This is a genomic window from Candidatus Neomarinimicrobiota bacterium (genome assembly GCA_030743815.1).
Classification (GTDB): Bacteria; Fidelibacterota; Marinisomatia; order Marinisomatales; family S15-B10; genus UBA2146.
This window is the reverse complement of the sequence record JASLRT010000123.1, coordinates 1-12634: the sequence shown is the minus strand read 5'-3', so window position 1 is coordinate 12634 and position 12634 is coordinate 1. Positions and strand designations below refer to the sequence as shown.

Here is a 12634-nt window from a genome sequence, read left to right as displayed (position 1 = left end):
CACGGTGACCAGTGGGTAAAGATAGAAGTGGAAGTCAGGGGCAGCACCGGGATCAAACACAAGGTTAACGGGGAGATCGTATTAGAGTATACTGAACCTCAGCTTGACGAAAATGACCCTGACGCTAAAAAACTGGCCAGGAATGATAAAATACTAAACAGTGGCTATATCGCCTTCCAAGCCGAAAGTCATCCTGTTGAATTCCGGAAAATAGAAATTCTCCCTTTAAGTCAGTAAATAACCCGCAGCTTAAGTCGCAGATATAGTTAAATCTCTGATTTACTAGAACGGATTGATCAATGCCAGTCTGAAATATTGATCAGGCTTGCCCCCATCTCCCCATTCATCTAACGTTTGAGCCTGACCCAAGGCAAATACTACAGGGCCAAAAGCAAGTTTCCCTTCCAACCCCGCTGTCATCACCAATTTATCCACCTTTTCACCGTTATTCCACACATTACCAAAATCGGAAATCAGCGCTAAGGAGAATACTTTAGGAATGACCGGCACCCTATACTCTGCGGTGCCAAAAACTAAGCGGTTTCCCAGCCGTGTGCCGGTCCATCCCCGGGGATTGTGATTCTCAGGTAGAAACTCAGACAAAGATGCGGCGAGATCACCCAACGGAACTGATAAGTAAACGGGAGCATCATTGGTAAGTCCTACATAATCGTGAGCGGGTGGTGCACCGGAAAGAACGACACCCTTAATGCGTGCGAAAAACGCCGTAGAGCCAGCTGGAATATTAATAAATGCATCCGTCGCAAGTCTTGTATAGTTGAATTTGCCAAAGAAAGAAGAAGTCGCTTTTTCAGCCCTCAGCATTAACCCCTTTCCTTTGCGCGGCAAAAGGTTGTTCAATGCGTGGGGACGGCGATCCACCCAACGGTATTCCAAGGAAAACAGTGCCTCCCTCCCCGCTTCGGGGATTGGCATTGCTCCATAAATCTTTTCATCCCGAGGAAACCATTCTCCGGTAAACCAATTGATGCTATCTGAGACCACCTGCTGACGATCCATAAGAGAAACCGATGATGAAATGAGATGATTGGATGAAAGGCTTTCACCTCTATTAAATGGATGAAACAGCCTTAACTGAAGACCATTTTTTGTTTCAAGGAGACCGTACCGACTACCGTCGTAAGGACGATACACAGGCAGGGTGTTAAAGAAATAGGAGGCAGACCAAAGAGGACCATGTTGAGCATTCTGATAAGATAGCAACAGACCAGAACCTTCCTCAGTTTTGAAGTCTGTAAATCCGACGACAGTGAATAAATGACGTCCGAGACCATCAATCCATTGGGTAATTCCAACGGTGTTAATATCCGGTAGCACCATGGTGGTCACATGTTTCAAATGTTTGGTGAAATTGTAATCCTTAGGCTCCGTGACCTCAATATCACTACTAAAATCAACTGGCTCAAGCTGATATTCCGGGTGTGCTTTTCGCCAATCAGTATAACTGTCCATTATTGACAAAGGAGAAGTTGTTATGGTTCTTTTTGGCCACACCTTCACAATCCTGACAGTGTCAACATCTCCCAATGTCATGGCATATACCGTAGAATCATTCGGTAAACGCTGGAACGCCATAATAGCCTCACCCACATCGGTATTCTGCATCAAATCCAAATCATCCAAACTGATAGTGTGAATATTGGGTGTGCCGCTTCGGTGAGAGGTAAAGGTGATGGATGCTCCATCAGGAGCCCAGACCGGGTGGATGTCCACTGCAACATGTTCCGTAAGACGGTTCGTCTCCCCGCTCTGGAGATCAAGTAACCACAAATCCAAGTTTTCGTCTGAACCAGCTTTGGCAAAGGCAATGCTTTCGCCTTTCGGAGACCAAGCTGGTGTAAGAATCTGAGTATTCTCGCTGAAGGAAGTTATAGACTCCGCTTCTCCTCCTTCCGAGTCCATTTTGTACAGATTTGCTACCCCGTTCCTGTGGGAGACGTAAACCATTGTTTTTCCATCGGGTGACCAGATGGGATAGGTTGCCCGCCGTGTATCAGTCAACCATTGACCTCTCCCGGTTTCAATATCATAAACGCGAATATCCCAAATTGAAGACTGGTTATCGCCAAAATGGTATTTTGAGTATGCAATCTTCCTTCCATTCGGCGACCAAGAAAAAAATTGGTGAAAACGGCCAAAGTCTACTTCTTTCTTTTTCCACAACACTTTCGGCTTCACTTTTTCTTTTGTGGTATCTTTCTCAGCTTCAGCCTCCTCCAGTGCTTCACGTTCCGCAGCGGTGTCTCTTTCGGCAATTATCAAGGACATATCCCGTTGATGCTTATCATCGAGGCCCATGAGAGCGATCTTGGATGAATCGGAAGAAAACATGAAAGAGAACATTCTTTTGATAGGAAGCGACACCACCTCACCTACTTCGTCCATGGGCTCTTTCTGAGATCTGACGCCGTAATAGTAAGTATTCATGTGGCGCCGCCAGTCTTCCTCGAACTGACTTACTGTTATACCTGTAGCTTTTTTGAATGCCTCTGGAAACCGATGAATTTTCAGGGAATTCCTCCATTTTAGTGTTTCCACAATTGTTGAATCACCAAATCGGTCTGACCAGTAGAGCATTTTGGAAAAACCGTCGTGATGTGGATCCATCTCATCCATGTTGTTTCGGAGTACATGAACTTTATGTTGAATATCCGCCCGGTAAGGCCGCCACTTTTCTGTCTCGTACTCGGCGGTCCCTTCAACGACCCACCCAGGCATGCCTGCAAACAAAAGATCCCATGGAGAAGGCAGCCATGATCGGGTGCGATGAAAAAGGACAATATGCTGGAGCTCATGAGGAAGCACATGTTCCAGCCATTTCTTTCCTTCGTTCCTGTGGGCTGTATCGTTCTGGCCGACCCAGATGAATGTACTGTAAAAAGGTGTTGCAAAACCGTTAGCCACTTCATCAGCAGCGGTAAAAACAATATCGATAGTTGGAATTGAGTCCAATTCCATCTGCTTCAGAAGTGTCGGCAGAACATCCTCCGCAATAACAGCACCCCGTCGGGCAATGTCCTCCAAATCCTGATGATAATGTACATTGAAGTTATCAGTAGAGATTGTATACCAATCAAGCTCAGGATGGACTCGCCCCGTCCATGCCCATGTAAGGGGCGCACGGTACGGCTGAGCACACACTCCTGAAAGAAATACTAGAGAAATGAACAACTTTTTCATGGAATTATGAAAGCGAAGTTACGTGTGATATTGTTTATGCTTCCCAAACTTTCTGTATAGAAGAAGGGCCGTGATCACTCACGGCCCTGACGTAGCTAATTAAGGTATGTGGGGATTTCGCTACGTGAAGTTTCTAATTATTAATCTCACATCTAAAACGATATGTTAATGATAATGTTCCAAAAGATTTGACCACGGGAAACGCCGGATAGTTAAATCTCAACTGGACAGCTTGAATCTAAAAAAATAAAAACCCCCGCCGTAGCGGGGGTTTTCTTACTTATAAATACAAGAAGTGTATTTTAATTAATGAAAATACCCTTAATGATTACCTTCATCGCCTGAATGGTCAGGATGGCAAGGACAATCTGCATCATCATACCGCGCCATCTCATCAGACCAAGCACCATCTTGATCTTTAGTTTTATAATTAGGAGTTCCAGCACACCAAGCAGAGCAGTTGGCCATGGTTGCTTGTCCCATCCCCATGTCTTCCTCTTCGTTCATTCCATTCATCCATTCATAAGTCACCATATAGAATTCCTTGCGGCTCACTTGGTCATTACCGCATTCATCATTTTCTTTTCTGCTGGCAATGTCATTGAAACCAGGTTCTTCATCATTACCATTAGCGAATTCATCTCTGTCTTCGCCTTGTCCAAAGAATGCATAGGCTTCATCAAGATTGATGCAGTCATCATCACTTGTATTAACATCGTCAAAGCGGGCTGGGCCATCATCACCACCACCACCAGGACAGTGACCTTCATTATTTCTGCAATGGTCATCCCAATCTGACGGGGAGTTCATTTCGGCCTTGCATACTTCACAGTGACCATGGTCCTCGCCCTCCTCGCCAGTATATACATACTCACATTCATGGCACTCGTCACCTTCCTGAGGCCTACAGTGCTCTGGATTAGCTTGACAGTGGGTATCCCAATCTGACTGGTCGTTCATTACAGCTTCACATTCTCTGCAATGACCATGGTGATCGTTTTCGACAAATTCATGACCACACACATCGCAAGTACCTGGCTGTTGATCACCAGTTGGATGTTCGCCTTCACCAGTTGGATGTTCGCCTTCACCAGTTGGATGTTCGCCTTCACCAGGATCAGGACAGTGACCTTCAAATTCACTGCAGTGGTCATTCCAATCTTCCTCGGTGTCCAATCCCTCATCACAATTGGGGCAGTGGCCATGGTGATCGTTTTCGCTAAATACATGGCCACAGTTTCCTATAGCGCACACATCACCGGCCTGTGGCAGACTGTGTTGGTCACCATTCCCTTCATGGCATGGCTCACCCTCATCATAAGCACCGTTATCGTTGCAATCATCATATTGGCCTTCGGCACAGCCTCCTGAGGTAGGAGCTCGTTCAGGATACTCTACACTTGGGTCACAATCACCTTGACCAAGGACTTGTCCAGGAATGACAAGCGCAAAGACAACCGTGAACATGCAAATCAATAGCTTTTTCATTCGTTATACCTCCCCTTTGTTAATGCTTTGACTAGTTCTACTCTCGAGCTTAAGTTCAAAATACCCCTTCTAAAACTAAAAATCAATGATTTATATCACATTTTTCATTCTTTTTGCAATAATTTCCCCACGGCGGCCGTTTTGCGATTGAATTCCTTCTCAAACATGCCGTAATAATTGTTCACTTCATAGAAATAACGTGCTACGTCCCTGTCTACCACGTGGGAATTCTTCTCAAGCACTTCCGGTGCCGGAAATAGAATCTCAATACCGGGCTGGAAGCTGGTAACACTGAGTTTTAGGTCGGGATTGATCTCCAGCACTTTTTTCAGGATAAGCACTTCATACAGCCGCCGTTCGTGCTTGAACTCCTTTACTATGATAGTGAAGACGTCCTCCTCCGGCGTAGCGCCGTGGATGTTGGTCTTTTCCAGTGCTCCCTTGTAGTTGAACGATTTGTTGAACGGAATGTATTCCAAATCGGCTGTGGGGCGGACAAACGGCTTTTCAAGCGACGCTTTCTCGTGTACGGAATAGCTCAATTGAAGAGCGTTATTCTTCTTGATATTCTTCACATAACTTTCAAGGCCTCGAACACTAAACCCCGCCGGATCTTCGGGCGCCTGCATAAAAAAGATTACCTTTTCTGGAAGGATAAATCTATAATAGTTCTGACGCTCAATGATATCGTATAACATCCGCCGTACAAGAATTTCCTCCCCTGGCACTCCACCCTCCAGCAGGCTCTTGAACGGCTCTGTTATCTTCAGAGTCTTATTCACTTCGGTGGCCACTCTTACTTCCTTCAGCATCTGCTGGAAGACTGGACTTTCATCGATGAAACTGAGATCATAGACATCAGCATTCTGGACACGGTAGCTGTTCTGGAAAAGCTGGTTGCCAAAGGCGTTGAATATTTCTGAATCAAGGGGAATAACTCGGCTGAAGTTGCTGCCCAGCTCGCTAATGATGTGCGGTGTGATAACAACGATCACTTCCTTGCGCTGAGTCTCAACTGTGGAACTGGAGAACAATCGACCCAGGAGCGGAATTGAGGAGAGGATAGGAACACCGCCCTTCACGTCACTCACTTTCCTGGAAATAAGGCCGCCCACGATAAACGGCGTATTGTTGGCCACGCGGACAAACGACTGCACTTTGCGGTTGTTGATGAGGGGTGCTTCCTGAACGCCTGAGGTGGCCGCCAAGGCACCGGTTCGTTCCTCCGTTTCCGTAATGATAGTTTCGATCTGAATAGTAATTCTTGTCTGGTCTTCACTCACCCTTGGCCTGAGATTCAGGACGATACCGACAGGGATGTAGTCTACTGATTTGGAAACGGCGGTCTGTGTACTGGTAGTCTTTACTATGGGGATCTGCTGGCCCACCTGGATCCTCGCCTGCCGGCCGTCCAGCGTCAGTACAGATGGTCGCGATAGAATCTCCGCCGCACTGATACTTATGAGTGCCTGTATATTGGCGTTGAAATCGGTGGCTGTTCCGAGAACTGTCCTGTCAAAAACAAGCGTGAACGGATTGAGGGCCCCAGTGCTCGGATTAGGCGGTGGGAACTGCCCTGCGAGACCACCTTGTGCACCGCCAAAGTCAATACCGAGGGAGTTCAGCTTGTCGGAGTCAAGTTCGATGACCAACGCTTCAATCTGGATCTGTGCCGCCGGGATGTCAATTTTATTGCTCAGCAGATCGAGAAGTCGCGCCACCGGTTCAAAATCGTTGGGATTATAGCCGATGAGGATCTGCTGCTGAGGGGCACCGGCGGTAGCTCCCAGCATGGGGATTCCGGCGAGATCAAGGCCCAATTCCGTTTTTTTGCCTTTGGCCGACTTTCCTTTTTCCTGTGTAAGCAGACTGACTGTCTCAGTGTCAGGCACCTTTATGACGATAGGAAGTGTGTCTTTCTTGGGAAATTCCTGGATATTGAGCGTACTGCTAACAGTTGGAGTAAAACTGTATTCACCCGCCAACTCACCTTTACCACTTTTAAATTCAACCACCGTATAACCCACTGTCTTAAGAATGGCCAGGGCCCTATCCACTTCAACATAACTGAGCTTTACGACCTGGTATTCCAGATCCCGCATCGATTGCCCCACCAATATCAGGGGTAGTAAAAAAATGACTAATAATGATTTAAATATCTTTCTCATATCCAATCTAGCGCTTAACAATATCAATCGGTATCTTCACAGACAGGTCCTGGAACTTAGCCGAAATCAGTGCCTTGGATTTGTTGCTGCTGGGGACAAAAAGACCTTCCACTTGAAACTTTGAACCGGCGCTATCGGCAATAACCACAGTGATATTACTGGTGGATGAAATATGGAGGATATCAATACTCCCTCCCGATGCGTCCATAGCGAGCTTCATGGAAAACGGACTTGATCCGCTGCTGATATTTGACGTCTTCTTGAAGAGGAGGCGACCCTCCTGCTCCGTCTCCCAGTACATGAAACCGTTGATGGGAACCACTGACCCTTCTGTATCAAATGTGACCGCGCCTGACAGCTCCTGCCCCATAATGGTAGTAGTCAGAATTCCGGTGGAAACATCCCAATCCCAGCCGCCTGCTGCCGTCACAACAGAATCCGGAGTAGCCTCAGCCCCTGACACACTGGCCGTCTTGACGAAAGTGATGACACCTCTCGTATCGCTCTCCCAGTACATGAAAGCACCAACAGGTACGGTGGAAGCCCGGGTATCAAAACTGACCGTACCCGTCTCCGTCTCTCCATACACCGCGACAGACAGGCTGTTCGATGCTTGGTCATATGACCATCCACCAGACCTTGAGACCACCGAATCGGCAGGTGCGGAAAAACCGGTCACATGAGCAGTTTTCTGAAAAGTGACGCGCTTCTGGCCAATCTTCCAGTACATATATGAACTGATGGGAATGGTCAGACTGTCTGTGTCAAAGGAGACAGTTCCTGATTCGGTATCACCTCCCACGCTATCATAAAAGGCGACCTCCAGTGTACTGTCAGCGTGTGTATATATCCAGCCGCCCGTTCTTGTTTCCGTCACTGATGCCGCAACGTTCAGCGGATTATTCTCATCAGTTTGCGCCGTAAATGAGGCGCTGATAATTGAGCCGCTGTTGAGGTAGTGGTTGATGGTACCTTCATTTTCACCGATAAACAGATCCATGTCACCATCACCGTCAATGTCCACGAAGGCCGGTGTTGCATTTGTATTGTCACCCTCACCTACATCGACGGCATTCAACGGATTGTCATTCCCAACTTGAGGAGAGAAAGAATGCGCTGTATTTGAACCAATATTTTTGTAATACTGGATGATACCGTTACCGGCACCGATGAATACGTCTAGGTCACCGTCTTTGTCAACATCCACGAAGGCCGGTGCTGAGTTCGTCCCCACATCACTTTTGAAGAGAGTATCGGCATCCGCCTGCACGGTAAACGTGGCAGTTGTGCTCGAGCCCGTATTCTTGTAGTAGTTGACGAAGCCATCATATTCACCAATGAATGCGTCCTTATCACCATCACCGTCGATATCGGCAAAGGTGGGCGTTGAGCCGTAACCAACGTCTACCCCATCAAGCGGATTATTGTTTCCAGTCTCTTCAGAAAAAGAGGGACTCGTGCTTGAACCGCTGTTGGCGTAATGGCTGATGGTGCCGTCATCCTCACCAATGAAAAGATCCATATCACCATCGGCGTCAATATCTACGAAAGAAGGGGCTGCGGTACCGCTTACAACTACGCCATCAAGAGGATTATTGCTGCCCGTCTTCTGCGTGAAAACAGCTTTCATGCCGGAGCCGGTATTTTCATAATAGACAATGGTACCGTCCTGGCCACCGATAAATACGTCCTGATCAGCATCTCTATCGATATCGACAAACGCAGGTACAGACGCATAACCGACATCGATGCCTTCGGAACTCGATTCGCTCCGCTGAAATGAGACAGCGCTGTCGTTTTCAAAAGTGTACTCCAGAGTAAGATTGGTCAGATCGAGAATATCCGAACCATCGATAGAAGATGTAACTTTCCAGACTCCCAGAACACGCGATCCCAGCTTAGATACATCAAACTTGTGTGTCTCCTCGATAGTGAGAGTAGTATCGTCGTCAAATTCATATTCGATCTGAAGAAGTTCTGGATTGAGTGTATCGCTGTCGATTGAACTGATATTCCACTTGCCGACAATCTTGGAAAAGATATCGGCGAATTTGTACGTCTCGACACGAGTGACCGTACTGTCGTTGTTGAAAGTGTAGCCGATCTCAAGTTGTGCGGGATCGAGGGTATCAGGTTCATCGTAAACAAGATCCCATACGCCGAGCACCTTATTGGAAACGTCTGCCAATCCCGCTTTCAATCGTTTCACCCTTGCCATAAGATCCAATGACCCTTGCGAATTTACAATATCACTGGATGTCTCCAGCGTCAGCTCAAAAAGCTCATTTTTGTCCGATTTAGTAACAACCGAGGCCAGCTGATCTTCACAACCGATGATCAGCAAGAGCGCAACGGCGGCGAGACATACGATCTTGCGTGCGGTTATTTGCAATCCCAAAAGTCTACCCTACTCTTAGTCTGGGTACCCCCAGCCTGCTCAAATTTGAAGAAAAATAAAGGCGAAGTCAAGTAAATGCATTCTGCCTCGAATCATTGGGATTGGTCAGTTTTAGCAATCACGGCATCGATTCCGGGTAGAGGACAATCTTTACATAGTTTTCGGTGGTCAGATACTTCCTGGCTGCCGCCTGTATGGTGCCGAGAGTCAGACTATCGATCAGTTTATCGTACTCAATAATAGAGGTGAGCGCTTCTTTATGATAATCGTAGAAGGCGAGATCCCGAATCCAGAAACCGTTCTCCTTCATCCCTGTCTCTCTCTGCCTGCGCTGGCGTTCTTTCACTTTTGTCAGATACTTCTCAGTCGTACCGTAGTTCACCAGCGAATCGATCTGTACTAAGACAGTCTCGCTCAATTCCTGCGCCCGCTCGGGATCGCTGCCGAACCGAATCGTGATACTGTACTCCTCATCCGGGTAGTGCGCCGGCGATGCGCTCACTCCTATGCTGTAACTGCCGCTCTCGTCTTCCCGAATCTTCTCTCTCAGTTTAATCCGCAGCACGTGCGCCATGGCATTCAGATCGTACCTGTTCTTAGGCGTCCATTCAAACGGTCCCGAGAATACCATCCGGGTAGAGCTTTTCGGTTCCACGCCGCGACGGACTATTTTTTCAATCTTGCCCGGTGGTAATTCAATACCCACATCCCGCCACGTCTCGCTCCTGTTCCCGGCAGGCAGACCACCCAGGTACTGCAGCACCAGCGGTTGGATTTCCTGCACATCAAAATTCCCGATAATGAAAAAAGTGAAATCGCTGGCGTCAGCGAACCGCTCCCGAAAGAACGAGTACGACGCCTGCAGATCCATCTCGTCTAGCATCTCGAGCGTCCAAGGCCGCGTACGGAAATGGTGCTGTGACAGGGTCACCTGAATCGTATCACGGAAGGCAGCTTCCGGCGTGGCACTGCGATTCTCCAGCCACCCCCGCATCTGTTCCCTGTACGCCAGGTAGGCCGTGCTGTCTTTTCTGGGCGAAGTGAAGTAGGCGTAGATCAGCTGGAACATGGTTTCCATATCTTGGGGCGACGCTGAGGCGGAGAAACCTTCAGTCAGTGACGATATGGATGGAGATACGTTCACCACCTTGCCGGCCAGAAATTTTTCCAGCGTGATACGGTCGAACGGACCGACACCTCCCGCAGTTATAACGACGGCAGCCGTCGATGCGGCAATGTAGTCCTGATCATCCACCAGTGAGTGGCCGCCGGGGCTTGTCGCCCGGAGGAGAATTTCATCATTCTTGAAGTCTGTCTCTTTCAAGAAGATGCGTACACCGTTGCTCAATTCCCACAGCGTTACATCCAGCTCGGGAATCGTCTGTCCGTTCACAATATGCCCCGCTTGCGGTAATTCAGCAAGGAGAGGCGCATCGGAAAGCTCATCCTCGTATGGCGTGATCTCGGCTGTTTCCACCAAGTCAAACATGGCAAGAAGGTCATCATCTTCGGGCGTGACAACCCCCTCTTTCTCGGGGAGATTCACCATGATGACCCTGTTTTCATCCACCAACCACTGGCGCGCCAGACGGTTGACCTCTTCCAGAGCTATCTCGGGAAGGAACTTTCGATACAGCTCCAATTCATACTCGATACCGGGAATAGGCTCTCCTTCAAGAAAGTGTCTGATGTATTCGCTGGCAAAGACACGCGACTGTGTCTTATCCCTTTCTTGATATGCCCGTTCCATAGAGCGGATCACGTTCTTCTTCTGCCGCTCCAGCTCTGACTGCGTGAAGCCGTGACGAGCCACCCTTTCGGCCTCCACCAGAAGAGTTTCGAGTCCCCGTCCAATGCCGTTGTCCTTGACCGCCGCCAGCAATACATAAACTTCCTTCGTCCTGATGAATCGCCCCTGATAGGAAAAGCCGCCCAGAAATGGGGGATCGGCGCTCTGCCTCAGTTCATCAAGCCTGTTGTTAAGCATACTATTGTAGAGCCCCATGATAATCCGATCCCGATAATCCGATACGGTCTCTTCAGCCTGTACATCCTGTTTATAATAGACAGCTACGCGCGAACCTGTTGCCTCCCGATCTGATGCCAGAGCCACAAGCGTCTCCTTGTGATCCGGTACGGGGTAGAACGTTCTCTGCCTCGGTTCATCAGGATTCTCGAGACCGGAAAATTGCTCCCGGACGAGGCGCTCGATCTCGTCAGCATCGAAGTTTCCTACAGCGATGACAGCCATAAGATCGGGCCGGTACCAGTCGCGGTAGAACTGAATAATAGTCTCATGACTGGCTGTGTCAAGAACTGCCTTCTGGCCGATGGGCAGGCGGACGGCATACTTGGAATCGTGGAAAAGGATGGGGAACTGCTTATCCCTCATCCTCGCCTGGGCGCCGAGGCCGCGCCGCCACTCTTCAATGACAACGCCCCGCTCCTTGTCGATCTCATTGGAATCGAAAGTCATCCCTTGCGCCCAGTCGCTCAGAATCTGAAACGCCTTCACTACCATCTCCGCACTGTCTGTGGGCACTCGGAGCATATAGACCGTCTCATCAAAACTGGTATAGGCGTTGAGGTGTGGACCGAAACCCATGCCGATGGATTCCACATAGTCCACCAGTTCCTGTTTCGCGAAGTGCTCGGTGCCGTTGAATCCCATGTGTTCTACGAGATGAGCGATACCCTGCTGATCATTATTTTCCAGTACAGAACCGGCGTTCACCACCAGCCTCAGTTCGGCACGCTTTTCCGGTTTCTGATTAACACGAATGAAGTACTTCAATCCGTTCTCAAGAACACCTGTGTTGATCTTTGGATCGAGAGGCAGTATCTGATCTTGTTGCGCCACCACCTGTTCCGGTTGAGCCAGCGGCGCCGGCGGAGAGCAGGTAATCAAATGAAAGCTCAGAATCAGTAGTTTTATAAGAGATGTTTTCTTCACAATATAGTCCCCTTAATACAAATTCGAAAAAACCAGATGCAATCCATATATCAATTTATGAAAGAAGAATCTGGAAATGAATAGCATCGAGACTACCGGAAATTCCAGCACGTCCCTTCTTGTCAAGGCTGGATATCGCTATTTATGCCCAAGCGTAACTGTGGCTGGAAGCTTATGACGATAGGGATCCAAAAACCGATCGGTATATCTTTATACTCGGCCAGGCCCCGTTTGAATTTGGGTCGTTAATTGGGAGAAACGTTACGATTGAAGGAGAACTCGGTTTTCGCTTTTACCGGTTTGCCTCCAATTTCCAATACCGGATAGGCAAGAAAATTGATCGGTCCTGAAGCGGGTCCCGGATCAAACTCAAGGTCCCTGCCACGACTGAATTCGAAACGATTCGCAGGATGATGTCCGAAATAG

The 12634-nt window shown here is 48.4% G+C and carries 8 protein-coding genes; 2 read left to right on the top strand and 6 right to left on the bottom strand.

Annotated elements, in window-relative coordinates:
• A partial coding sequence (locus QF669_09710; protein ID MDP6457705.1) for a DUF1080 domain-containing protein occupies positions 1-237 on the top strand: 237 nt, incomplete at its 5' end.
• 45 nt (positions 238-282) lie between these two features.
• Here QF669_09710 and QF669_09705 read toward each other — a convergent pair.
• Complete coding sequence (locus QF669_09705; GenBank protein MDP6457704.1) at positions 283-3201, bottom strand: BamA/TamA family outer membrane protein; 2919 nt, start codon at positions 3199-3201, stop codon at positions 283-285.
• 321 nt (positions 3202-3522) lie between these two features.
• Positions 3523-4011: a hypothetical protein gene (locus tag QF669_09700; GenBank protein MDP6457703.1), complete on the bottom strand. Its 489-nt coding sequence runs from the start codon at positions 4009-4011 to the stop codon at positions 3523-3525.
• Between the two features lie 177 nt (positions 4012-4188).
• On the opposite strand from QF669_09700, the gene QF669_09695 reads away from it, so the two are divergent.
• The gene (locus tag QF669_09695) at positions 4189-4572 is read left to right on the top strand and encodes a hypothetical protein (protein MDP6457702.1); all 384 of its coding nucleotides are present in this window, start codon (positions 4189-4191) and stop codon (positions 4570-4572) included.
• 221 nt (positions 4573-4793) lie between these two features.
• Here QF669_09695 and QF669_09690 read toward each other — a convergent pair whose 3' ends face one another.
• The 4 genes from QF669_09690 to QF669_09675 all read right to left on the bottom strand — a co-directional run.
• Positions 4794-6791: a hypothetical protein gene (locus QF669_09690; protein MDP6457701.1), complete on the bottom strand. Its 1998-nt coding sequence runs from the start codon at positions 6789-6791 to the stop codon at positions 4794-4796.
• A 73-nt stretch (positions 6792-6864) separates the two neighbouring features.
• The gene (locus QF669_09685) at positions 6865-9255 is read right to left on the bottom strand and encodes a VCBS repeat-containing protein (GenBank protein ID MDP6457700.1); all 2391 of its coding nucleotides are present in this window, start codon (positions 9253-9255) and stop codon (positions 6865-6867) included.
• A gap of 118 nt (positions 9256-9373) precedes the next feature.
• The gene (locus QF669_09680) at positions 9374-12208 is read right to left on the bottom strand and encodes an insulinase family protein (protein MDP6457699.1); all 2835 of its coding nucleotides are present in this window, start codon (positions 12206-12208) and stop codon (positions 9374-9376) included.
• Positions 12209-12453: 245 nt separating this feature from the next.
• The coding region (locus QF669_09675; protein ID MDP6457698.1) for a transglutaminase domain-containing protein at positions 12454-12634 on the bottom strand (181 nt) is incomplete at its 5' end.

Bases quoted from the DNA above. Each gene is read 5' to 3' on its own strand.
- QF669_09700 (MDP6457703.1), bottom strand. From the start codon at position 4,011: ATGAACTCCCCGTCAGATTGGGATGACCATTGCAGAAATAATGAAGGT.
- QF669_09690 (MDP6457701.1), bottom strand. From the start codon at position 6,791: ATGCGGGATCTGGAATACCAGGTCGTAAAGCTCAGTTATGTTGAAGTG.
- QF669_09705 (MDP6457704.1), bottom strand. From the start codon at position 3,201: ATGAAAAAGTTGTTCATTTCTCTAGTATTTCTTTCAGGAGTGTGTGCT.
- QF669_09695 (MDP6457702.1), top strand. From the start codon at position 4,189: ATGGTGATCGTTTTCGACAAATTCATGACCACACACATCGCAAGTACC.